Origin of the sequence: Flavobacterium aquiphilum, assembly GCF_027111335.1 — a bacterium.
Classification (GTDB): Bacteria; Bacteroidota; Bacteroidia; order Flavobacteriales; family Flavobacteriaceae; genus Flavobacterium; species Flavobacterium aquiphilum.
Window position 1 is genome coordinate 4,791,170 of sequence record NZ_CP114288.1, and the last position, 25,098, is coordinate 4,816,267.

Annotated in this window: 24 protein-coding genes; 11 read left to right on the forward strand and 13 right to left on the reverse strand. The window is 33.9% G+C overall.

Annotated elements, in window-relative coordinates; all coding sequences use genetic code 11:
• Positions 1-16: 16 nt before the first annotated feature.
• Positions 17-646, forward strand: a complete 630-nt coding sequence (locus OZP12_RS19430; RefSeq protein ID WP_077373388.1) for a response regulator transcription factor — start codon at positions 17-19, stop codon at positions 644-646.
• On the opposite strand, the gene dnaG is transcribed toward OZP12_RS19430, so the two are convergent.
• From dnaG to OZP12_RS19455, 5 genes are all read right to left on the reverse strand, one after another.
• Positions 643-2,619: a DNA primase gene (dnaG, locus tag OZP12_RS19435; RefSeq protein ID WP_281226741.1), complete on the reverse strand. Its 1,977-nt coding sequence runs from the start codon at positions 2,617-2,619 to the stop codon at positions 643-645. The genes OZP12_RS19430 and dnaG overlap by 4 nt on opposite strands.
• Before the next feature lie 116 nt (positions 2,620-2,735).
• Entirely contained in the window at positions 2,736-3,776 is a 1,041-nt protein-coding gene (locus OZP12_RS19440) for a hypothetical protein (protein ID WP_281226742.1), read from the reverse strand.
• A gap of 30 nt (positions 3,777-3,806) precedes the next feature.
• Complete coding sequence (locus OZP12_RS19445; protein WP_281226743.1) at positions 3,807-4,496, reverse strand: hypothetical protein; 690 nt, start codon at positions 4,494-4,496, stop codon at positions 3,807-3,809.
• Between the two features lie 44 nt (positions 4,497-4,540).
• Positions 4,541-5,098, reverse strand: coding sequence for an RNA polymerase sigma factor (locus tag OZP12_RS19450; protein ID WP_281226744.1), 558 nt, complete (start codon positions 5,096-5,098; stop codon positions 4,541-4,543).
• 277 nt (positions 5,099-5,375) lie between these two features.
• On the reverse strand, positions 5,376-6,353 hold the full coding sequence (locus OZP12_RS19455; protein WP_281226745.1) for a polyprenyl synthetase family protein: 978 nt from the start codon (positions 6,351-6,353) through the stop codon (positions 5,376-5,378).
• A gap of 387 nt (positions 6,354-6,740) precedes the next feature.
• Between OZP12_RS19455 and OZP12_RS19460 the strand changes: the two genes are divergently transcribed.
• Positions 6,741-7,604, forward strand: coding sequence for a hypothetical protein (locus OZP12_RS19460; RefSeq protein ID WP_281226746.1), 864 nt, complete (start codon positions 6,741-6,743; stop codon positions 7,602-7,604).
• 102 nt (positions 7,605-7,706) lie between these two features.
• Here OZP12_RS19460 and rlmN read toward each other — a convergent pair whose 3' ends face one another.
• Positions 7,707-8,750: a dual-specificity RNA methyltransferase RlmN gene (rlmN, locus tag OZP12_RS19465; RefSeq protein WP_281226747.1), complete on the reverse strand. Its 1,044-nt coding sequence runs from the start codon at positions 8,748-8,750 to the stop codon at positions 7,707-7,709.
• 624 nt (positions 8,751-9,374) lie between these two features.
• Here rlmN and OZP12_RS19470 point away from each other — a divergent pair.
• The 7 genes from OZP12_RS19470 to OZP12_RS19500 all read left to right on the forward strand — a co-directional run bounded on the left by OZP12_RS19470 (position 9,375) and on the right by OZP12_RS19500 (position 15,951).
• Positions 9,375-9,938 (forward strand): YceI family protein, encoded by a 564-nt coding sequence (locus OZP12_RS19470; protein WP_281226748.1) that lies wholly within the window; start codon positions 9,375-9,377, stop codon positions 9,936-9,938.
• Between the two features lie 11 nt (positions 9,939-9,949).
• A complete protein-coding gene (locus tag OZP12_RS19475; protein ID WP_281226749.1) occupies positions 9,950-11,341 on the forward strand; it encodes a hypothetical protein in 1,392 nt (463 codons plus the stop codon).
• A 5-nt stretch (positions 11,342-11,346) separates the two neighbouring features.
• Positions 11,347-11,901 carry a hypothetical protein gene (locus OZP12_RS19480; RefSeq protein ID WP_281226750.1) on the forward strand — a complete coding sequence of 185 codons (555 nt, stop codon included), beginning with the start codon at positions 11,347-11,349 and terminating at the stop codon, positions 11,899-11,901.
• A gap of 691 nt (positions 11,902-12,592) precedes the next feature.
• Positions 12,593-13,156: a YceI family protein gene (locus OZP12_RS19485; protein WP_281226751.1), complete on the forward strand. Its 564-nt coding sequence runs from the start codon at positions 12,593-12,595 to the stop codon at positions 13,154-13,156.
• 44 nt (positions 13,157-13,200) lie between these two features.
• Positions 13,201-14,592, forward strand: a complete 1,392-nt coding sequence (locus OZP12_RS19490; RefSeq protein WP_281226752.1) for a hypothetical protein — start codon at positions 13,201-13,203, stop codon at positions 14,590-14,592.
• 37 nt (positions 14,593-14,629) lie between these two features.
• On the forward strand, positions 14,630-15,157 hold the full coding sequence (locus tag OZP12_RS19495; protein WP_281226753.1) for a YceI family protein: 528 nt from the start codon (positions 14,630-14,632) through the stop codon (positions 15,155-15,157).
• 152 nt (positions 15,158-15,309) lie between these two features.
• On the forward strand, positions 15,310-15,951 hold the full coding sequence (locus OZP12_RS19500) for an O-methyltransferase (protein ID WP_281226754.1): 642 nt from the start codon (positions 15,310-15,312) through the stop codon (positions 15,949-15,951).
• A gap of 76 nt (positions 15,952-16,027) precedes the next feature.
• Here OZP12_RS19500 and OZP12_RS19505 read toward each other — a convergent pair whose 3' ends face one another.
• The 7 genes from OZP12_RS19505 to OZP12_RS19535 all read right to left on the reverse strand — a co-directional run bounded on the left by OZP12_RS19505 (position 16,028) and on the right by OZP12_RS19535 (position 22,539).
• Complete coding sequence (locus OZP12_RS19505) at positions 16,028-16,600, reverse strand: phosphatase PAP2 family protein (protein WP_281226755.1); 573 nt, start codon at positions 16,598-16,600, stop codon at positions 16,028-16,030.
• Positions 16,600-16,998 (reverse strand): Sec-independent protein translocase subunit TatA/TatB, encoded by a 399-nt coding sequence (locus tag OZP12_RS19510; protein WP_281226756.1) that lies wholly within the window; start codon positions 16,996-16,998, stop codon positions 16,600-16,602. The genes OZP12_RS19505 and OZP12_RS19510 overlap by 1 nt, the downstream gene beginning before the upstream one ends.
• A 158-nt stretch (positions 16,999-17,156) precedes the next feature.
• Positions 17,157-19,406 (reverse strand): M1 family metallopeptidase, encoded by a 2,250-nt coding sequence (locus OZP12_RS19515; protein WP_281226757.1) that lies wholly within the window; start codon positions 19,404-19,406, stop codon positions 17,157-17,159.
• A gap of 65 nt (positions 19,407-19,471) precedes the next feature.
• Positions 19,472-19,975 carry a DUF6702 family protein gene (locus tag OZP12_RS19520; protein ID WP_281226758.1) on the reverse strand — a complete coding sequence of 168 codons (504 nt, stop codon included), beginning with the start codon at positions 19,973-19,975 and terminating at the stop codon, positions 19,472-19,474.
• A 119-nt stretch (positions 19,976-20,094) separates the two neighbouring features.
• Positions 20,095-20,856 carry a BamP family beta-barrel-assembly machinery protein gene (gene bamP / locus OZP12_RS19525; RefSeq protein ID WP_281226759.1) on the reverse strand — a complete coding sequence of 254 codons (762 nt, stop codon included), beginning with the start codon at positions 20,854-20,856 and terminating at the stop codon, positions 20,095-20,097.
• A 210-nt stretch (positions 20,857-21,066) separates the two neighbouring features.
• The gene (locus OZP12_RS19530) at positions 21,067-21,786 is read right to left on the reverse strand and encodes a hypothetical protein (RefSeq protein ID WP_281226760.1); all 720 of its coding nucleotides are present in this window, start codon (positions 21,784-21,786) and stop codon (positions 21,067-21,069) included.
• 18 nt (positions 21,787-21,804) lie between these two features.
• Complete coding sequence (locus OZP12_RS19535; RefSeq protein WP_281226761.1) at positions 21,805-22,539, reverse strand: carboxypeptidase-like regulatory domain-containing protein; 735 nt, start codon at positions 22,537-22,539, stop codon at positions 21,805-21,807.
• 298 nt (positions 22,540-22,837) lie between these two features.
• Here OZP12_RS19535 and pepE point away from each other — a divergent pair, with 298 nt between their 5' ends.
• Both pepE and OZP12_RS19545 read left to right on the forward strand, forming a co-directional pair.
• Positions 22,838-23,545, forward strand: coding sequence for a dipeptidase PepE (gene pepE, locus OZP12_RS19540; protein WP_281226762.1), 708 nt, complete (start codon positions 22,838-22,840; stop codon positions 23,543-23,545).
• 223 nt (positions 23,546-23,768) lie between these two features.
• Positions 23,769-25,043: an acetyl-CoA hydrolase/transferase family protein gene (locus tag OZP12_RS19545; protein WP_281226763.1), complete on the forward strand. Its 1,275-nt coding sequence runs from the start codon at positions 23,769-23,771 to the stop codon at positions 25,041-25,043.
• Positions 25,044-25,098: the final 55 nt, after the last annotated feature.

Sequence of the window (25,098 nt, forward strand, 5' to 3'; positions counted from 1 at the left end):
CCTAAAACTAAATACCATGATTAAAGTTTGTTTAGCAGATAACTATCCTGTCGTACATTTTGGAATAAAATCGTACTTCAAAGACCATTCGGACATCTCCATCGTTGCTAACGTTGGTAATTTTGCAATGGTAAAAGACATCCTTCTTACCAAAGAAATAGATGTTCTTGTATTAGATCTAGAGCTTGAAGGACTTTCAAGCATTTTCGAAATCAAATCGGTTTTGAAAAATTTTCCAAAAACAAAAATCATTTTTTACAGCGGTCTTTCAGAACAAATTTACGCTCCAAACGCCATAAAGGCAGGGGTTTCTGGATTTGTTCACAAAACCGAAAAACTGGAAACTTTGGGTCAATCGATCATCAAAGTGAACCAAGGGAAAATCATCATGAATGAAGCAGTCATGAAAAACATTGCTTTGATTGCAAAACAAAGTAAAAGCGAACGTTTATACAGAAAACTTTCAAATCGTGAAGTGGAAGTATTGCGTTACTTAAGTGATGGTAAGAAAAACCACGAAATCGCTGAGATTTTGTCGCTCAATGAAAAAACAATCAGTACTTATAAACTAAGATTGTTAACTAAATTAAACGTTACGAATCTAGTAGATTTAGTAAACAAAGCTAAAACGCTGGAAATCGTTTAACTGTAGCGGGACATAACTCTTCCTAATTTTTTCGAAAATGAATTAATTAGTTTATAGTAGTCCATCACCATTGACATAAACTCTGTATTATCTGAACCTGGTTCATTTGATACAGAGTTTTTTAATTCCTCAATAATTTTATCAACCAAATACCAACGCATCGTCAAAATAGTTTCCGATACATATTGGGCAATAGTTTCATTTTTATTTTTAGGAAAAATATTTTGGCCTTCCCAATTATGTAACACCAATCGTTCATCTTCCATCAAAATATCGGTTACTTCCTGAGCAAAATCAGAATTCAAATGCATTAAATATTTTTCAAATTCTACATTTTCATTTTGAAGGTAATATTGAATTAGGTCATTAAAAATATCACGAAACAAAGGATTTGCAAGTTCCACCTCATCTTCCTGCAAACTCAGATATATCCTTTGATAAACTTTATATTCTTTTTTCTCAGTAACCGTTTCGATTTCACCTGCTTCATTGGTTCGCATGTAAACATCTTCAAATTCCTCTGTTTTATTTCCATACAACAAAAGAATTTCAATTATTTTACGCTCCAAACGATACAGCACATCAACTTTTGCGGCCTGAACAGGGTTTTCGTTTTTTACTACCTCAAAAGCCTTTTGCTCTTGTTTGACTTTCTTTCCAACTTCGGCAACATCCTTTTGAACTAACTGCGCCAAAGTGCTAGTCAAAACCTGTTCAGAAATATCCATAATTCGGGAACATTCCTGAATGTAAATTTCACGTTGAATTCTGTCCGGAATTTTCGAAATACTGGCAACCATGTCCCGAATCAAATCGGCTTTTTTTATTGGATCGTTTTTGGCTTCATTCATCAAAAGAGAAGCCTTGAACTGAATAAAATCCTTAGCATTATCCTCCAAATAAGCCACTAAATCTTCGTAAGGCGTTTTTTTGGCAAAACTATCCGGGTCTTCTCCATCAGGAAATGCACAAACTCGTACATTCATACCTTCTTCAAGAATCAAATCAATTCCACGAATCGAAGCACGAAGTCCCGCAGCATCACCATCAAACAATACGGTAATATTTTTGGTCAATCTATTAATCAAACGAATTTGATCCGGCGTGAGTGCCGTTCCCGAAGAAGCCACAACATTCTCAATTCCCGCCTGATTAAATTGTATAACATCTGTATAACCTTCAACCAAAAAACAATTATTTAATTTGGCTATTGACTGCTTAGCCTGAAAAATACCGTAAAGCACCTTACTTTTATGGTAAATTTCACTCTCTGGTGAGTTTAAATATTTAGCAGCTTTTTTATCATTTGTCAAAATTCTGCCTCCAAAACCGAGCACCCTTCCCGACATACTCTGAATAGGGAACATTACCCTTCCTTTAAACCTATCAAAAGGACGATCTTCCCTGGCAATGGTCAATCCGGTACTTTCCAAGAACTCCAATTTATAACCTTTTCCCAAGGCCTCCTTTGTAAAAGCGTCCCAAGTTTCGGGAGAATAACCCAAAGAAAATTTCTTGATCGTTTCATTGGTAAAACCGCGTTCCTTGAAATAGGAAAGCCCAATAGCTTTTCCTTCTTCCGAATTTAAAAGGATATCGCTGAAATATTTTTTGGCAAATTCAGAAACCAAATACATACTTTCGCGAACATCAGTATTTAATTTTTCCTCATCTGACTGTTCGGTTTCTTCAATCTCGATATTGTATTTTTTGGCCAAATAACGAATCGCTTCCGGATAAGTAAAATGTGAGTGCTCCATCAGAAAAGCCACTGAATTGCCTCCTTTTCCCGAACTAAAATCTTTCCAAATTCCTTTGACAGGCGACACCATAAAGGAGGGGGAACGCTCATCCGAAAACGGACTCAGCCCCTTGAAATTACTTCCCGCTCTTTTTAACTGTACAAAATCTCCAATAACCTCCTCTACTCGAGCAGTTTCAAAGACCTTATCTATGGTTGTTTGTGATATCAATTTATTTTTAAGTTTCTAAGTTACCAAGTCGCTAAGTTACTAAGTTTTTGAAAATACAAACCCTTTCAGAATTTTAAACTCTAAAAGGGCTCTAAAAAAACTAACTAAAACTTTTTTTAATTAAAATCGAAACGAAGTCCCAACGAAATGTTATTTTGATCAACTGGATTTTTTTCAAATAAAGGCTGTAAATCATATTTCAAATACAAACTTGTTGCTTTATACCCTACATAGGTACTCAAACCATAATTAAAATCGTTTACATTATAATTCCCTTTTGTTTTTTGTTCTACATCATTCCCGACGGCATCATCAAAACAAAGTATTTGCTTCGATTTCACCCTAAATCCGGCATAACCACCTATACCAATTCTCGCACTCTTATGGGTTCTGAAATAATCTCCACCATCGCGTATTTCTTTTTTGGTAAAATCAAACTCCAAATGTAACGGTACCATAACATAAACATTTCTAAATCTAGATTCCTCTAAATGCACAGTACTGGTAACCAAATCAGTCTGCAAACCGTTTTTCACAAAGTAGCGATCATCAGTAGGTCGCAGATTGTTATACATCAGCGACATTCCGTACTTAAAGTGCAACAGATTATCATCTTTCAAAATTCTGGTATTACCGGTTACTCCCCATTCATAAAAATGAGACTTCCAATATTTAAAATCCGAGTTGGCAACCTGCATGTCTGTTACCAAATTATTTACTCCAAATGCAAAGACAAATTGGGAAGTGGTTCTTTTTTCACCGCTAGAACATTTTTTATGATGGGCAAAATAGTCTTTGCTAAAATGAATTGTAATTGTTTGGGAAGTATCAATGCTTTTAATTTTTCCATCGACTTTTTCCTGAACAAGCACATGCAATTCCTCTTCCAACTTAGTAACTTTCTCCTCAATTATTTTGGCACGGGCTTCGGCCAAAGCTTTCTTCTTTTCCTCCGCTTGTTCATTCGTAAGTTTACCTTGATTCAGTTCGTCATTAACAGTTTCAACTTCAGCTTTTAGTTCTTTCTTTTCTTCTTTTACGATATTTTCTATCCTCGAAGCAATTTCTTTAGCTTTCCCTTCAAATGTTTCCTGTGCCTTTATTTGGTTGGCAAAAAGGCATACGAATGCTGCTAAGTAAATTTTAAAATTTCTCATGATTGTTTTTTTTTAAATGTGATTGATGATTTATTCTGAATTTCGATTGTTCAAGGCAACTTTTACTGCTTTGACTTTTTGATTGACCGTTTTAATTGCTTTCTCTCTAAAACTGAGATCCAATTCTCCATCAACCTGAGTCAGTAATTCATTCGAATTGACTTTGACATTGGATTTCATTGGCGTTGGATTCTTTTTTTGAGAGCCATTATCAACAGATGCTAATAGTTCGTCAACATTAACATACTTTGATTTCTGCAATACGGCTGGCTGTTCCGTTTTTTGATTGATGATTGGTATTTGTGCTTCTTCAATTACTTCTTTTTCTAGAACCTGACTTTCTTTATTGGATAAAACAATATTGGAATCAACCTTTAATATAACTTCTTTTGATTTCAATTGTTTTTCAGTGATTTTGACTGTTTCAACCGTATTTGCTTTCTCCGGCAAAGCTTTTATTTCCGAAACAACTTTAGGTTCATTAACTACAACTGTATCTTTTGCAACAACTGTTTCCTTATTATTTTGATTAAAATAGAAAGTCCCCAATAACAAAAAACCTAAAAAACTAGCCGCAACATACATCCATCCAAAATTACGTTTTGGCTTTTCGGCAACGGCAAGCATAGCATCCAATCGATCCCAAGAAGCTTTTGAAGGGGTAATCTCCCTTGCATTAATTTTTTCCTTAATTTGATTTTCTATGTCAGTCCTTTTCATTGTGTGGTATTTTCCTGATTTGTAAATTTTGCAATTGATTTTACTCAATAGTTCTTCTCATTATCTTTCAGACTATTTATTTTACTTTTCAAAATTCTTCGCGCATGTGCAAACTGTGATTTTGACGTCCCTTCATTAATACCCAACATACTTGCGATTTCTTTGTGCTTATACCCTTCTATAACAAATAAATTGAAAATAATTTTATAACCATCAGGTAAGCTATCTATTAAATTTTGAATATCTTCTATTGAGAACTGAGTATCAGTCGCATCATCAATTTTCTCTAAATCTGTCGAATCTTCTATAAAATGAACTTTCTTTTGAACCCTGATATATGATATACATTCATTAATCATCGTTCGCCTAATCCAACCTTCAAAACTTCCCCTGTTTTCAAATCGTCCTAAATTGACAAACACTTTCATAAAAGCGGTAATCATTACATCTTCGGCCAATTGCAAATCCTTAATGTACTGCCGGCAAACACTTAACATCTTTGGCGAATACTTAGAATAAATCCATTGCTGTGCCTGCCGGTCATTTTTAACAGCTAATGTAATTGCTTCGTTTTCTTCCTGATATAAATTAATTACTTTCAAAGTCGTTTAAAAAGTGTTTCTATAAGTATAGACGAGAATCAACCTAAAAAGGTTGCATGGGTTTCAAAAAAAGTTAAAACAAAAATACGATTTATCGCAACAAATAACTCAAATAGCTATTTGTCAGATAATTAAAATTATAAAAAAGTGTTTTTTGAACGAAATTTTTATACCGATTATGTATTCAATATAGTCTAATTTCTATTAGACTATATTGAATACATAATCGGTATTACACCAAAAATTTCGAATTGTTTAATAACTATAATGAATGGCATTATTTTTTTCGTTCGATAACGTAGTTAACCATTAAAACAAGTGCCGATTTATAGTCGGATTCGGGATAATCGTTCAGCAATTGTAGTGCTTCTTGCTGAAACTCGACCATTTTGTTTTCGGCGTAAGCCAAACCATTATTGTTTTTTACAAAAGCGATTACCTCTTTGACCCTTTTTTTATCCTTATTATGGTTTTTTATCGAATTGATAAGCCAACTTTTTTCTTTTGGAGAACAATTGTTAAGCACGTGAATCAAAGGCAAAGTCATTTTTTGCTCTTTGATATCGATTCCGGTTGGTTTTCCGATTGCCTCTTCGGAGTAATCGAATAAGTCGTCTTTTATCTGAAATGCCATTCCGATGAGTTCACCAAATTTTCTCATCTTCTCCACTTCAACCTCATCCTCCACAACCGATCTCGCACCTAGGGCACAACAAGCAGCAATAAGGGTGGCTGTCTTTTTTCGGATAATATCATAATATACTTCTTCGGTAATGTCGAGTCTTCTTGCTTTTTCTATTTGAAGCAATTCTCCTTCGCTCATTTCTCTTACAGCTACAGAAATAATTCGCAACAAATCAAAATCACCATGATCGATGGACAACAAAAGACCTTTGGACAATAAATAATCACCTACCAAAACGGCAATTTTATTTTTCCAAAGCGCATTTATCGAGAAAAACCCCCTACGACGGTTACTGTCATCCACCACATCGTCATGAACCAAAGTTGCAGTATGAATCAACTCGATTACACAAGCACCTCTATAAGTTCTTTCGTTTACTTCTCCTTTGGAAACCATTTTGGCCATCAGAAAAACAAACATAGGCCTCATTTGCTTACCTTTTCTATTAACAATATAATAGGTGATACGGTTTAAAAGCGCCACTTTGGAGGTCATCGATTCATAGAACTTTTTCTCAAAAAGTTCCATTTCAAAAACTATCGGCTGCTTTATTTGTGTAGTAATGTTCATTTAGATGCCAAATATACTATTTTAAATAAAAAAACGTTAACCATTATATGCAAGTATGATTAAATTACCGTAAAATTTTTAAAACGGTAATTAGTTTATTATTCTTTTATGCGATTTAGAGATTCTTGTAAAATGGTTTTAAGTATGATTACAACTTTATAAAAATAGTGTTTTAGAACAATCTCCTTTACTAAGACGCAAATAATTCTACTCAATACGCCCCAAACAAACTCAATTTGATTTTATTCAAATTATGTCGTTCCCTTTATTGCCCCAACAATAATTTTTAAAGAAAATATTACTCTGTTTATTATATTGAAAAAAAGGCTCACGTTAAACCTTTTCAAAAATCAAACATCAAAATACCAAACCATTAAACCGCAAATTATGAAAACAAAACTTTTTACCATTGCCACATTTGTAGCATTTGTCTTTTTTATTGGCTGTAACTCTTCGGACGATTCTAAAGACAATACGAATCCCTCCGCCACCGCGAACGATCAAGTTGTCATTGATTCCAAAATTGACGCTTCCGTCGAAGATGTATCAAATATAGTAGAAGATCAATTTTCGATGAAACAAACTAGTATTACCGCAAAAAGCGAAGTTTTTAAAAGTTTTTTACCCGCCTGTGCAGTTACCACTTGGACCTATGCAAACGGAATATTTACAGGTTCAATTGATTTTGGAACTGATGGATGTGCCCTTGAGAACGGAAATGTCCTAAAAGGCAAAATCACGCTTTCCTTTTCGGGTAATTTTACCACCTCCGAACAAACAATTACCTATAGTTTTGACGGATTTTACCACAACGGGATCAAGATTCAAGGTAGCAAGTCCATTACCCGAAGCCTAAAAAGCACTAGTTTACTTGCAGACATTCATCCGGTATTGACCCATACAATTGATTTGACCGTAACTTTTGAAGACGGATCTGTTTATAGCAGAGTCGGAAACAGAACAAAAGAAATGGTTGCGGGCTATGCCACAAAAGACAATTGGAGCGACAATGTTTTCTTGGTGACAGGAAACTACACCACAAGCAAACCCAACGGCAACACATGGTCATCTACCATCCAAACTCCGCTACGCTATGAAATGGCCTGCAAAAGACCATTCCCTGTTTCAGGTACGGTGTTGAAAGTCAACAACGGTGTTGAAACATTAATCGATTTTGGAACCGGAACATGTGACAATCTAGCCTCCGCGACAACAAATGGTGTAACTACCTCTATTGACTTAAAAAAATAACCTTCTTTATATAAAATGAAAAAGCATTAAAAGAATCAATTTCTTTTAATGCTTTTTTTTATGATTTAAAACTAATACCATTTGTGGGTATAAATGGTATAACTAAGCTTCTTTATTGGCCAATTGTCCGCAAGCTGCATCAATATCCTTTCCTCGGCTTCTTCTAACTTTTACCACAATTCCGACATTTTCGAGTGCTTTTATATAAGCATTTATGGATTCTTCTGAAGCTTGCTGGAATTCACCATCGTCAATAGGATTGTATTCGATCAAATTTACTTTGCAGGGAACATATTTGCAAAATTTCACCAAAGCATCGACAGAAGCCTTATTGTCATTGATTCCCTTCCAAACTACATATTCGTAAGAAACTTTACTTTTTGTTTTTTTGTACCAATATTCTAAGGCCTCTCTTAAATCAACTAAAGGGAAATTTTCACTAAACGGCATAATTCGAGAACGAATCTCATCTATTGCGGAGTGCAACGAAACTGCCAACTTAAATTTAACCTCATCATCAGCCATTTTTTTTATCATTTTGGGAATTCCCGAAGTCGAAACCGTGATCCTTTTTGGAGACATCCCCAAACCTTCATTGGAAGTTATCATTTCGATCGCTTTCATCACGTTATTGTAATTCATGAGCGGCTCTCCCATTCCCATAAAAACAATATTTGACAAAGGATGATTGTAATACAACCTACTTTCTTTGTCTATTGAGATTACCTGATCGTAAATCTCGGCCGGTTCCAAATTACGCATTCTCTTTAATCTTGCAGTTGCGCAAAAATTGCAATCCAAACTGCATCCCACCTGACTAGATACACAAGCAGTTGTTCGGGTTTCGGTTGGAATCAAAACACTTTCCACCACCAATCCGTCGTGCAAACGAACAGCATTTTTAACTGTTCCGTCCTCACTTCGCTGCATTGTATCCACCTGGATATGATTTATAACAAAGTTGGTTTCCAACATGGCGCGGGTACCTTTGGCCACATTGGTCATATCTTCAAAACTATGGGCTCCTTTGCTCCACAACCATTCGTAGACTTGATTACCGCGGAAAGCTTTGTCACCATTAGTCACAAAAAATTCCCTTAGTTGGTCTTTGGATAATGCCCGTATATCTTTCTTTTCAATTTGCATGGCGCAAATTTAGTGACATTTTGTCGAATTGTTCTTTTGATAACAAAATTTTAAACAAATGATATTCAAATACTACTTAACTCTTTTTTCCATATTTAATTTATTATTCTTCAAATCATCAAAAAACAGCGTCTTTAATAATTGCATTTAAAACTTCCTCTTTGTTATCCTAAAATACTCACACAAGCAATCAAAAATGTTAAAATCACATATATTGTGTTCGACTAAAATTTATTTACAAGAAATACTTTACGATTTAAAAAAAAATTAAAAAAATTAAAAAAAAAATAACCGGTGCTAACGCTTTATAAAAGAGAATTTTATCTTTTATTGCTTAATATTACTAAAAGACCCTAAAATCCCATATATACAGCACTTTAAGCTCTTTTGCTCCTTAAAATAATCGCATCAAAAGGCACTAAGAAAAACGATATAGTTAGCAACCACCCCTAATCTTTAAAAAAAATACAATTTTTATACTTTCGTTAACATGATTTTTGTCATATTCCTATTTTGATTTCCATTCTAATTTTGTATCAGTTAAGAAGGCAAAGAAATTTAAGCAGAAATTAAGAAAATCTCAATAAAGCCTCCTTAACCAAGATCAACCTTAAATAAAAAGTTATGAAATCAAAATTTAAAACACTTATTGCTATAGTAGCTTTATTTGGAGCGACTATGGCAAATGCACAAAAAGCTTACAATTTAGATGCAAAAACAAGTTTTTCAGTACTAGGAACTTCAACATTACACGATTGGGAAATGCAATCACCTTCAAGAACTGGTACCGCTAATTTTACAGTGGCCAATTCAAAATTAACAGATATAAGTAGCATCGATATCACCCTTCCTGCTGAGAGTATTAAAAGCGAAAAAAAGAGCATGGATAAAGTAGCTTACGAGACTTTAAAAACAGACAAATTCAAAAACATCAAATATGTTTTGAAATCTGCAGAAAAAGTAAACGAAACTACATGGAACCTTACAGGAACCTATACTATCGCTGGTGTTTCCAAAGTGCTAAAAACACAAGTAAAATCAACAGTAGCCGCAAACGGAGTGGTAACATTACAAGGATCAAATAAAATAACATTTACTGAATTTGGCATGAAATCTCCAACTGCCATGTTTGGAGCAATAAAAACAGGAGAAGATTTAACAATTAAATTCAATTTAAATTTTAACTAAATACCATAACCATGAGAAGAATATATCTCTTAGCTGCTGGTCTATTATCAATGGCTGCAGCAAATGCCCAAGTAACTTTTGGGGATATGCAAAATCAAATTCCAAGAAGTAAAGATGGAATCAACGTTTTTGATGTACAAAAAGACGACAGAGAGTTTAAAGGACTTAGTGTTGATCTTGGAGGAGCATTCAATATGGATTTCCAAGCAATAAATTCGTTCAATGACCAACCTGTAAATTTTCCAGCACCTTCAAAAATTACTGGATATCGATTAATGAATACAGAAAACAATTTTGTTCTTCCTGCAGCTGATATGACTATTGGAGCTCAATTGTTTGATGGTGTTAGAGTAAATCTTGATATTTATTTAGCTTCAAGACACCACAATGACACTTATGCAAGAGGTGGATATTTACAAATTGACAAGTTAGACTTCATCAAAAAAGACTTCTTGGCCGATATCATGAAATATGCTACAATTAAAATCGGACAAATGGAAAACAACTTTGGTGATGCCCACTTCAAAAGTTCAGACAACGGTGCTACCCTTAGAAATGCATTTGTTGGAAATAACATCATGAACGCATTCACTACTGAGATGGGAATTGAAGTATACTACAACAGAAATGGATTGGTAAGTATGTTGGGGGCTACAAATGGAAATTTAAATCAAGGTACTCAAGAAGTTACTTATCCAACGCTTTCTCCTGCAACTCCAGATGCAAATACAGCAGTAAGCCCTACAATCCTGGCTAAACTTGGATATGACAAACAATTGAACAAAGATTTAAGAGTTAGAATTACAGGTTCTCTATACCATAATTCAAACTTGGGTAACTCAAACTTATACTCTTCTTCTAGATCAGGATTTGGTTTCTGGGGTGTATTAAACAATAGTGCTTATAAAAACAACGGTGTTGATGTTCCTACTAACTATAATTCAACTTCTACACCAGAGGCAACATACAACCCTAACTTCAAAAACTGGGCTACTTCATACATGTTCAACCCATTTGTAAAATACAAAGGTCTTGAATTCTTTGGAACTATTGAATTGGCTTCAGGAGGTGATAAAGCAGGTGTCGATGACAAACGTACTGCTAACCAATTTGCTGGAGACGTTGTTTACAGATTCGGTAAAAAAGAACAATTCTATTTAGCTGGAAAATACAACACTGTATCTGGGAAACTATCTAATGCTGATGCTGAAAAAGTTACTGTAGACAGATTTGAATCAAGTATTGGTTGGTTCATGACTAAAAACATTGTTGCAAAATTAGATTATGTTAGTCAAAACTATAAAAATTATACACAATTTGTTGGAGGACCAACTTCTAATGCGAATAACTTTTATGGTGGTAAATTCAACGGTCTAGTATTTGAAGCAGCAATTTCATTCTAAAAAAAATGTTGCAAAGAGTTTCGTTAATGGTTTTGGGTTTAGTACTTTCATTTTTTCTGGAAAGTGCTAAGCCCATTTCCTTTTTAACTGATCCTAATACCATTATCATTGACAAACTAGAAATCGAAATTCTTGGTAGTTCTACTATTGGAAAATATAATTGTTCCAATTCCCTTTCCTACAGAGATACCATATATCTGAATTCAAACGTAAAAAACAGTTTGAAGTCTGAAATCTCAATGAGCAATTTTGATTGTGGCAACAGAATAATGGAAAAAGACCTAAGAACAACAGTTAAGTCAACCAAATTTCCCAAAAGTACTGTCACCATTACCAACATAAAACCTTTCGGTCTCAATTATAAATGCAATTTAAACTTTAAGATTACCGATAAGATCCTTTCCTATCAAAATTTGATTCTAAAAAACAACAAAGAATCCCTCGAAGGAAGTGTAGCGGTAACATTTTCAGAAATTGCATTAGAGCCCCCAACAAAAATGGGAGGCATCATAAAAGTAAAAGATGAATTTGTAATTCATTTCAACCTACATAAAGCATAATCCCCACATTCTTCATCTCCCTATTCCTAATAAAGCAATTGCTTTCATTAGGATTTTTTATTTATGACTGGTCAAAAAAATCCTCTTACCTTCCATAAATATTCCACCTTTTCTATTAAAAGCCTAAGCTTTTCATTACTCATAACAATAGCTTAAACATTTCTTCAAAACAACTTCCAAAACAAAGTTATACTGTTAAAACAATAGAAAATCTGCAGCCAATTTGATTTGGTACGTTTTTTTTAAAATTAGTTTTACTAAATTTGTCTTAACCCAAAGCAAAAAACTCACTTTCTGAATCGATTAATTACAACAAAATCTGATCAAAAAAAGAATTTTTATAATTTTTTACATATAACAGAAATTAGTACAATTATGTTAAGAAGCCCTGAAAACGAAGCATAATTGATGAATACAAAAAGTACAATTAAAAAACTGTGAGGTTATTTTATTCTATTCTAAAAAAGGGCAAAATATTATTTTCAATAAAAAAATTGCCAATGCTGTTATTCAAGAAACAAATACTAACATAAATTCAACCTGCCTATTTAACAAGATTATTATTATTTTTATGTTTTTGATATCAATTTTGACACAACTACCAAAACCAAAATGATATTAAAAAAAGACAAAACGACAAAAAAACAAAGTTCATTTTCAAGAAAAATTACTAACTAATCTATAAAAAGTCATGAACACAACTATTAAGAAAATCTCCACGGGGCTGGCGTTATTTGCATTTATACTATCTGCAAATGCACAAAAAAACTACACATTAGACGCTAAAACAAATTTTACGGTATCTGGGACCTCCACACTCCACGATTGGTCTATGAAATCTGAATCTAAAAGCGGAACAGCAAATTTAACTGTGACTGGCGCAAAGTTGACAGCTATCACCAGTATTGACATTACCCTTCCCGCAGAAACTATAAAAAGCGAGAAGACAAAAATGGATAAAATTGCTTACGAAACTTTAAAAACAGACAAAAACAAAAACATCAAATATGTTTTAAAATCTGCAGAAAAAGTAAACGAAACAACTTGGAACTTAACTGGAACTTATACTATTGCCGGAGTAAGCAAAGATTTTAAAACACAAGTAAAAACCTCTGTTAGCAATGGAATTGTCAACATGCAAGGATCAAATAAAATAACTTTCAAAGAATTTGGCATGAAATCGCCAACCGCTATGCTTGGTACTATAAAAACAGGCGAAGATTTGACGATAAAATTTAATATTAATTTCAAATAAGACAACTATCACTAAATAAAACAACTAACTTTAATCAAAACAAAATGAAAAAGATAATATTTCTAGTCGCGGGTATGCTGTCCCTGACAGCGGTTAATGCCCAAGTAACTTTTGGGGATATGCAAAATCAAATTCCAAGAAGTAAAGATGGAATCAACGTTTTTGATGTACAAAAAGACGACAGAGAGTTTAAAGGACTCAGTGTTGATCTTGGAGGAGCATTCAATATGGATTTCCAAGCTATAAATTCGTTCAATGACCAACCTACAAATTTTCCAGCTCCATCAAAAATTACTGGATATAGATTAATGAATACAGAAAACAATTTTGTTCTTCCTGCAGCTGATATGACTATTGGAGCTCAATTGTTTGATGGTGTTAGAGTAAATCTTGATATTTATTTAGCTTCAAGACACCACAATGACACTTATGCAAGAGGTGGATATTTACAAATTGACAAGTTAGACTTCATCAAAAAAGACTTCTTGGCCGATATCATGAAATATGCTACAATTAAAATCGGACAAATGGAAAACAACTTTGGTGATGCCCACTTCAAAAGTTCAGACAACGGTGCTACCCTTAGAAATGCATTTGTTGGAAATAACATCATGAACGCATTCACTACTGAGATGGGAATTGAAGTTTACTACAACAGAAATGGATTGGTAAGTATGTTGGGTGCTACAAATGGAAATTTAAATCAAGGTACTCAAGAAGTTACTTATCCAACGCTTTCTCCTGCAACTCCAGATGCAAATACAGCAGTAAGCCCTACAATCCTGGCTAAACTTGGATATGACAAACAATTGAACAAAGATTTGAGAGTTAGAATTACAGGTTCACTATACCATAATTCAAACTTAGGTAACTCAAACTTATACTCTTCTTCTAGATCAGGATTTGGTTTCTGGGGTGTATTAAACAATGGTGCTTATAAAAACAACGGTGTTGATGTTCCTACTAATTATAATTCAACTTCTACACCAGAGGCAACATACAACCCTAACTTCAAAAACTGGGCAACTTCATACATGTTCAACCCATTTGTAAAATACAAAGGTCTTGAATTCTTTGGAACTATTGAATTAGCTTCAGGAGGTGATAAAGCAGGTGTCGATGACAAACGTACTGCTAACCAATTTGCTGGAGACGTTGTTTACAGATTCGGTAAAAAAGAACAATTCTATTTAGCTGGAAAATACAACACTGTATCTGGGAAACTATCTAATGCTGATGCTGAAAAAGTTACTGTAGACAGATTTGAATCAAGTATTGGTTGGTTCATGACTAAAAACATTGTTGCGAAATTAGATTATGTTAGTCAAAACTATAAAAATTATACACAATTTGTTGGAGGACCAACTTCTAATGCGAATAACTTTTATGGTGGTAAATTCAACGGTCTAGTATTTGAAGCAGCAATTTCATTCTAAAAAAAAAAAAATGTTGCAAAAAACAACAATACTAGTTATGGGTTTAGCACTTTCCTTATTAATGGGAAGCGCTAAGCCCATTTCAACAGTAATTGATCCCAACACTGTCATTATTGACAGGCTAGATATCGAAATACTTGGAAATTCCACAGTAGGGAAATACAATTGTGGAAACTCATTTTCTTTCAGGGATACCATTTTCTTTAACTCAAATACTAAAAACAGCTTAAAGTCGGAAATTTCAATGAACAATTTTGAGTGCGGAAACAGGATTATGAACAAAGACCTTAAAACTACTGTTAAGGCAACAAAATTCCCTAAAAGTACCGTAACTATTACCAACATAAAACCATTTGGAACCAATTACAAATGCAGTTTGAATTTTAAAATAACAGACAAAACCCTTTCCTATCAAAATCTAGTCCTAAAAAACACCAAAGAAACATTAGACGGAACCGTAGCGGTAAAATTCTCAGACATTGCCCTTGAACCACCTACAAAAATGGGAGGTATCATAAAAGTAAAAGATGAGTTTGTAATTCATTTTGTTCTTTTTAAATCATAATCTCTTTTCACACTCACATACACTATTCCTAATTTCTCAATTAGGATTTTTTATTTTTAACGCACCGCTTTCATGTCATATAAAATCAAATAATATTTCTTTTTATAAATGTTAAATGAATAACTTTGTGGCAAATTTCAACAACTCACAAAATGCATTTCATTTCCCAGGAATTAGAAGATTATATCGAGCAACATTCTGAAAAAGAACCAGAATTACTGGCTGCTCTTAACAAGGAAACATACCAAAAAATATTATTGCCAAGAATGCTAAGCGGTCATTTCCAAGGACGCGTTTTGAGTATGTTATCCAAATTGATTCGTCCTGTAAATATTCTTGAAATTGGGACTTACACAGGCTATTCTGCTTTGTGTTTATGCGAAGGAATGCAGGAAAATGGACAATTACACACGATTGATATCAAAGAAGAATTAGTTGATTTCCAACGCAAGCATTTTGACAAATCTCCTTGGGGAAATCAAATTGTGCAACATTTGGGAGAAGCCGTTGCTATTATTCCAACTTTAGAACTGAAATTTGATTTAGTTTTCATTGATGCAGACAAAGAAAACTACCTGAACTATTTTGAAATAATTCTGCCAAAAATGAACAAAGGCGGTATCATTTTATCCGATAATGTTTTGTGGAGTGGTAAAGTTTTGGAACCGATACATCCAAATGACATTAGTACCAAAGTACTGGTTGAATACAATCAATTATTGAAAGAGGATCCAAGAGTAGAAACGGTTTTATTGCCTATAAGAGATGGATTGACAGTAAGTAGAGTACTTTAAAGATTGCAGATTTTAGATTAACAATTTCTGATTTACCAAAAAATCGTCAAATTACTAAAAAACATACGTAGTTTTTTTACTCTTCTTTTAAAACCTTAAATCTCCTAAGCGCCCATTGATAGACTTTATACATCAAATAGCCAGTTATTAACCCACACAAATATCCCGAAAGAATATCTAATGGGTAATGCAGCCCTAAATAAATTCGGCTGTAGGCAAAAATTAAAGGCCAGAGAAACAAGAATCCAAAATATTTGAATTGTTTCTTGAATAGTAGATATAAAAAAGTGGATACAGCCATTGTATTAGCAGCGTGACCCGAAAAGAAACTAAACGAATTACGAACCTGTACAACTCTTATAATTGATTTGATTTCCGGATTATTACATGGTCGCTCTCTTTGCACCATATATTTGAAAAGATTAGTGATTTGGTCAGTAGCCAAAACTAAAACAGCTACAAAAAGCAATAAGTAACCCGTTTGCTTTACACCTATTTTTTTATAAATAAGATAAAGTAACAGTAAAAAAAAGGGAATCCAATTAACTTGTTTGGTTATGATAAGCCAAAGACCATCATAGGTTTCAGAACCTAAACCATTAAGATAAATAAATAATTGGGTATCTAGGGAAAGTAATTTTTCAAGCATTACATCTGACGTTTTATTGGCCCTGCAAGATCATCTAAAACGCTCGTCCCATCAGGATTTTTTGTACCACTAACAACACTTTCAGCAGTTTTATTAACTTCGTTATTGAAACTTTCGGTAATACTATTTAATGAATTGGAAGTATCCCCTAAAAGATTTGACTTAACCTTATTGATTTCAGAATTGATTCCGCCAGTCAAATCATCCAAGGTTTTTTGATCAAAACCATTAGCCTCAGCTCCTTTTTGAATTTCACTTTTGATATCGTTGGTAGCATTTTTAAGTTGCGCCATTGCTTTACCCATAGTTCTAGCAATTTCAGGCACTTTATCAGACCCAAAAAGCATCAACACGATGAACATAATAAAAACCAATTCACCTCCTCCTATTCCAAACATAATTTTTCAGTTTATTTAATGGACAAAGATATTAAAATTTAAAACTTTGTTTTTTAAAATTGTCTTAAAAAAAGATGCTAAGTCATTAAGGTTTCAAAGCTTATTCCGCTTAAAAAATCTTAGTGACTCAGCATCTTAGTATCTTCGTTACTTCTAAACTAATCGAATTTAGATTTTGTTTCTCCTTTTGGCCATGAATTATTGGTCACATCAATATCAGCAGTTTCTAGTTTTGGATCAATTTGAATCTGCTTAATAGCCTTTGTGGTAGCATATACTTTCTTGGCTATTTCATTATTTTGTCTCCAAATTTGCGCCGGATATTTATAATTATCAACTGTACCGTCTTCATAGGTAATTTGGACGATAATTGGCATTGGCATCCCACCAGGTTTATTGAATTCTACTTCGTAAAAGTATTTAGGGTTTTTCAAATTCAGTTTGTCTTCTGGAGTCACATTTTGGGCAACATAATCTGATAATAATTTTACATCCTCTATTTGCAACGGTTTCTTTGAATCCTGATTTAATTCTGAATTATCTCCAGCGATTAAATATACAAACGGCCCTTTTTCAGTTCCAAAACGTTTTTTATTGATTTTAGAGTCTTTCAATGCTAAAGTTGGAGTTTCTGAAACGTAATATTGCTTTACATCATTAACACCAATATCCACGAAGTCAGTAGAATAAAACCACCCTCTAAAAAACCAGTCCAAATCTACTGCAGAAGCATCTTCCATTGTTCTAAAAAAATCTTCCGGAGTTGGATGCTTGAACTTCCATCTATTTGCATACATTTTAAATGCATAATCAAACAATTCACGTCCCATAATAGTTTCTCTCAGTATATTAAGTCCAGTTGCAGGTTTACCATAAGCGTTATTACCAAACTGAATAATATTTTCGGAATTAGACATTATCGGTTCCAAAAATTTTTGATCCCCGCTCATATAAGGAACAATATTCTTAGCAGGTCCACGTCTGGAAGGAAAATTTGGGTTTAACTCCTGTTCGGCCATATATTCCATAAATGAATTCAAACCTTCGTCCATCCATGTCCATTGACGCTCATCAGAATTTACAATCATAGGGAAAAAGTTATGCCCAACTTCGTGAATTATCACCCCTGTCATTCCGTTTTTAACTTGCTCGCTCACAAATCCATTCTCATCTGGGCGTCCGTAATTCCAGCAAATCATAGGATATTCCATACCTTGATCTTCAGCCGAAACAGAAACAGCTTTCGGATAAGGATAATCAAAAGTATGTGAAGAATAACTTTTTAACGTATGTGCAACTATCTTTGTCGAAGATTCTCCCCAAAGCGGATTGGCTTCTTTTGGATAAACAGATTCAGCCATAACTACTCTATCTCCCATTTGTACTGCCATCGCATCATAAATGAATTTCCTTGAAGTAGCTATTCCAAAATCCCTAACGTTTTTGGCACTGAATTTCCATGTTTTCTTTTTATCCGAAAATCCTTTTTCGGCGGCTTCAGCTTCAGCTTGTGTTACGATAACCACAGGCTTGTCGAATGATTTTTGAGCCAATTGGTATCTTTTTACCTGTTCAGGTGTAAAAACTTCGCTTCTGTTCATTAATTCACCTGTCGCGTCAATTACATGATCCGCTGGCACTGTAATATTTACATCAAAATTCCCAAACGGTAAAGCAAATTCACCTCCACCCCAAAACTGCATGTTTTGCCATCCTTCAACATCATTATAGACAGCCATTCTTGGATAAAATTGAGCTATAACATATAATCGGTTTCCATCTTTAGGAAAAGATTCATAACCTGAACGCCCATTAATGGTTTCCTTTTGATAATTATTGATATTGTACCACCATTTTATCGAGAAAGTCATACTTGTTCCCGGTTTCATTGGAGTGGCCAAATTAATACGCATCATAGTTTGATTGATTGCATACGACATCGGATTGCCTTTAGCATCTTTTACATATTCAATATTAAAACCACGATCTAAATCTTGTTTTAAATATTCATTTGTAAATTTTTCCGGAGTTAAAACAGGAACTATCTTCTTGCTCTCGGCCAATGGTGTTTGAGAGTTTTTAGCACCTTGGTTTTGATCCAATTGTATCCACAGATATTCTAAATTATCAGGCGAATTGTTGTAGTAAGTAATCGCTTCGGAACCGCTTAATTTAGCAATTTTATCATCCAGTTCTACATCAATTTTATAGTCAGCTTGTTGCTGGTAATAAGCCGGACCTGGCGCCCCTGCTGCTGTACGAAACATATTTGGCGTTGCCAATAAATCATACATCTGACTAAATTTATTGGTATCATATTTACCGGATTGTTTCGCAGTTGGTGTTACTGCTTTTTCCTGTGCCAATAAGATTGTTGGAAGAATAAATAATAGTGATAGTTTTTTCATAAACCCGAATTGAAATAATTTCAGGCGGTGAAAATAACAATTTTAAACAGAATTGTTGTTTTTTGTCAATATTTTAACACTTGTTTCGTAGAAGTCTCTGTAAAAAGAAAACTTTTCTTAGTACCAAATGCCGTTACATGAACTATATTTTGCTGTTCGGGAAAACCATCGATCAAGACCGAATTATAAATTTCGAGTGAACATATTTTTGAAACATCTTTTAAGTTTAAATAACAAATCAATACGTCTCCATCCATTTCTTTACTGAGGAAATTCATCGTTTTGGATTGCCCGTTTACTTTTAAGACAAACTTTTCTAAAAGGTATTTTTTAAACAACTCTACTGATTCGGGAGTTTCTTTATCAGTTCCTAAAAAAAACTTTTTGCTGTATTTTTTTTCCAAAGTTTTATTGAGATCATCAACAAATATGCGGGAAGTAACCTGAAGCATTTTTTTTTCGGAAGCATAGTTAATTTGGAAAATACCCATATAAAATTTATGCACGCCAAAACTGCTTATTGAAAACGCAAAAAACAATAAAAGGGTAACTACTAATCCTTTTTTCATATATGTAAAAGTTATTTGCCATAGGCCATATATGGTATGCTTTGCCAATTCGCTACCACTCGGGTCGCCTTTTATTTATTGGTATTTGTTTGCAACAAACCTATTGGTTAATGGCGATTTCATTTTTCAAAAGTAGTAATATTTCTGAACTCCGTATTTTTTGTAATCAAAAAATCCATGATTTCAAATTCCTGACTTGTGGTATTGACAAATGTTTTTGATTTTGGATCGTTTTCACAAAACATCAAAAACAATCCAACTTGATCATCTTTCAATTTTAGTTGATCTGTAAAAAAGGAATAACTGATACGATTCATTGCAACAGTTGTAAATCCAACATCCGAAACTAAATCAGCTTTTTCAGGATTATTTTTAAACAAATTTTTAAAAATCTTTTTATAAACACGGATAACGTCCATGGCATTCGGATCGCCTGTACCTGTCGGCATCATTAAAATATTGTCTGGTGAAGCTTGATTATCATCGAAATATTGGGTGTCAACAATTTTTTGGGTGTTTCCAAAATCAGCATGTGGCCCATGTTTGGCATAAACAAGAACTGTCAATAATTGTTTGGCTACTGCATCTAATTTTACTCTAAAAAAAGAAGAATTTAGATCCGTTTGAGAGATTACTATTCTTTTGCTTTTAAAACCTAAACTGGAAAAAACCAAGGTATCTTTTACCTTAGCCATAATACTGAAATAGCCTTTGTTACTAATAATGACACCCGATTTTGCATTCAAATTAAACACCAAACCGCTTTCTATAGCAACCGAATCGTTTACCACCATTCCCTGCAAAGGTTTACGTGTCAAAATCTGACTAAAGCCAAGCTGGCAACTTAAAAACAAAATCAATATTCCTACCAGTGTTTTCATTTAAAATTAAATAAAGATTAGCAACCTCAAAAGCATTTTTAGTACCCAAATGATACTTTTACAACTATTAAAATTACAAATTTATTTTAATCCCACTGATATACACTTCTGTTATTTTTACTATAATTTTAGTCAAAGCAACTGCTTAACAAAGCAAAAGACAATCAATCAACACTTTCCAATCCTTTCACAGTAAAATCAAAACCAGATTTATTCACTTAATCTGTTCTGATTATATGCAATCGCTAAATTTGTCATCAAAAACATGGTTTTAGTTCTATTCTTTAAATTCAAAGATTCAACAAATTCAGAGTTTTCTACACAATAATACTGAAACCCTTTGATATATTCTTCGGGTATTTTCAACCTTTCGGTATAATATTTATTTCCAAAAAGATAGTCTAGTTTTTTCAGCATCGTCTCTTTCTTTTCGACCTCAACATTCATTTTTAGAAAACTCTTTTCACCAGACAAATAACTATAAAGCCCCTGAATTCCTCCAGAATTATCATACAATTTTCTTTGTTGCGGCGTGAGTCTAACCATTCCCTTCGGAATTATCCCTAAATTTTCGGCCGTTATATTTGCATACTTATTTATAATTACCTCATCCAATTCTATTGCCTTAGGATTCATATTTACCTCCATGGTTCCTGAACTGTATTCGAACATATAAACATATTTTCGAAGGTACTTATAGTCAATCCCTGAAAAGTTTAAAATATCTCCATCTTTTGCCTGAATAGAAAAACAGCCATCAACATCAGTAACTGCTATCATTTTATTGGAGCAATTAACAATGCTTATCCCCTCCAACTTAATGCCGTTAGACGCAACAATTCCTGTTATCATTTTCTCTACATTGGTTTGAGCAATCAATAATTGATTTTGCCCCAACAAAACAAGCAGTACTATTAAACTATTCTTCACAATTCAAAATATTTTGGACTAACGTTTCTCTGAATTACTTTCTCTGTATTTATTAAAAGTGGAGGCTAAACCCACAATTAAAAACATACTCATTGTTTTATTTTTTTCATTCAAAGACCTAGCAAAATCTTGGTCTTCGACACAATAATATTGAAACCCCTTGATGTAATCTTCTGGTATTTTCAGGGTTTCCATGTAATATCTATCTTCAAACAAACCATCAAGTTTAGCTATCAAAAACTCTTTTTTCTCAATACTTAACTCTTTTTTGAGCATTTTGGTCCGTCCGTTTATGGCGTTTAAAATAGGATCAATAGGCAATGCCCCACCCAAAATCCCCAATAACTGAATCGGTTTAAAATCGCCTGCTGTTTGCAATCTTCGCTCTGCCGGAGTTAACTTAACTTGATTACGAGGAATTATTCCAAGATTTTCGGCACTTATTTCCGGATGTTCATTAATAATCACTTCCTTCAATTCGATACTTTTGGGTGTCAAATCGACTGCTATAATTCCCAACTTGAATTCCTGAATCTTAATGTATTTCCGTAAATCCTCATAATTCACTGATGAGAAATTCAATATATCACCTTCTTTTGCTAGAATTGTAAAAGCACCATTAGAATCGGACACAACCATTACTTTGGTAGAAGCATTTGTAATATTAATTCCTTCTACTGGAATCCCATCCGAACTCACCTGCCCTTTTAACCATTTTTCCATACTCGCTTGTGCAACGATTAGCTGTGTCAAAAAAAAGGCAATAAATAAAAAAGTAAAATTCTTCTTCACACGCAATTTGGGAGTTGATTATTATTCTTTTGAATTATCCATCAGAAACATTTCTCTTTGACTATTAACCTATAAGTTCTTTAAGAGAAAAACTTCATCTCAACCTCATTTATAAAATGTAAAAGTATCCCAAAGCCATCCAAATTAATTATTAACTAGTTGGTAAAAGTTTGTTAATTAAAATCTTTAGGCAACACATTAAAAAACAATCATTTTATACCTTTATGCCAAATTTTACTCAAAACAAAAAACAAAAAAAATGAAAAACTGTATCATAGCCAGTACTTCGACCTTACACGAAGGAGAATACTTGGAATACTTACTGCCTGAATTACAATTACATTTCAAAGATTGCAAAACTATTCTGTTTATTCCATTTGCCAGACCAAGCGGAATATCACATGATGAGTACACTTCCAAAGTTGCTACGGCTTTCGAAAAAATAAACATAGCTGTAAAAGGCTTGCACGAATTTGAAAATCCAAAAGAAGCTGTTCAAAAAGCCGAAGGTATTTTCACAGGCGGTGGAAACACTTTTCTATTGGTTACTCAATTGTATAAAAACGACCTGATGACAATTCTTGCCGATACTGTAAAAAACGGAACCCCTTACCTTGGAACCAGTGCAGGAAGCAACATTTGCGGAATGACCATGCAAACGACCAACGATATGCCAATAATCTATCCACCAAGTTTTCAAACTTTGGGATTGATACCGTTTAATTTGAATCCGCATTATTTGGATCCAGACTTACAATCCAAACACATGGGAGAAACCAGAGAAACGAGAATCAAAGAGTTTCATGCTTTTAACACATTGCCGGTTTTGGGATTACGCGAAGGAAGTTGGTTAGATGTAAAAGGAAACAAAATTACTTTAAAAGGAAACTTACAAGCGCGTCTTTTTAGACAAAATCAATCACCTGAAGAACTGGAGAGCGGAGCAGATTTGAGTTTTTTGAACTAGTCGAAAACAAAAAAATACCGTTTTTATGATTGTGACTATTTTAGAATAGCTAACCTGAACGAAATATTTATATTCCAAAAAAGTAAAAAACCTGCCCAGTCTCAAGAAAGGAATTTTTCCAAATCACTGATAAATTCGAATTCGTGAATTTTCAAATTGAGCATGAGCATTGTCATATATTGGATTACTCTAATTAAATACATTTGTCACAAATACATAGTTTATGGGAAAATATGTCACTGCCGAAGAGGCTGTCAAAAGAATAAAATCAGGTAATCGAGTTTATCTCCAAGCCGCCGCAGCAACACCAACAATTCTGGCCAATGCACTGACCGAAAGAGCTCCGGAACTAAGAAATGTGGAAATATGTCATTTGCACACGGAAGGCGAAGCCCGATATGCAAATCCTGAGCTTGCCGAAAGTTTCCATGTCAATTCATTTTTTATTGGCGGAAATGTTCGACATACTTTAAAAGCTGGGAACGGTTCCTACACTCCTGTGTTTTTAAGCGAATTACCGCGCTTGTTCCGAAGAAATGTTTTACCTATTGATGTCGCTTTTATTCATGTATCTCCACCGGACAGTCATGGATATTGTTCTTTGGGAGTTTCGGTGGAAGCTTCGGTTGCAGCGATTGAAAATGCAAAAATTGTAATTGCACAAGTAAATCCTCAAATGCCCCGAACTTTTGGTGACGGAATTCTGCATGTTTCAGAAATAAATTATTTGGTAGATGTAGATATGCCTATTTATTCTCACGAAGTAGAACCTTTTACAGTCGAGGAAGATAAAATAGGGCATTATATCGCCTCTTTGATTGAGAACAAAAGTACACTTCAAATGGGCATTGGTTCAATTCCGAATGCCGCTTTGAGCAAATTAGGAGATCACAAAGACTTAGGATTGCATACCGAAATGTTTTCGGATGGCGTTATTGACCTGATTGAAAGCAATGTAATAAATTGTAATTATAAAGGTTCATTAAGAGGAAGAGTGCTATCCACTTTTGTACTAGGTTCTAAGCGTTTGTATGATTTTGTAAACGACAATCCGTTTATTGAATTACGGGAATCTTCAACGGTGAATGATACCGCCAGAATCCGAAAAAATCCAAAAATGATAGCTATTAATTCGGCAATAGAAGTTGATTTAACCGGACAAGTTTGTGCCGATTCTATAGGCCCAAGAATGTATTCGGGAGTTGGAGGTCAAATGGATTTTATTCGTGGCGCCTCTTTAAGCGATGGAGGAAAAGCTATTATTGCTTTGCCATCAACCACAAAAAACGGGGTAAGCAGGATTGTTCCATTTTTGAAACAAGGTGCTGGAGTGGTAACCACCAGAGGTCATATCCATTATGTCATCACCGAAAACGGAATTGCCGATTTATACGGTAAAACCTTAAAACAACGTGCCGCCGAAATGGTCAGAATTGCCCATCCCAATCATCAGGAAAGTATCGAGCGGGAGTATTTTTATTTATTGGATAAAATGTAAAGAAAATGGGTGCGAAAAATTAATTTCACACCCATTTTTATTTATTTCAAAAGTA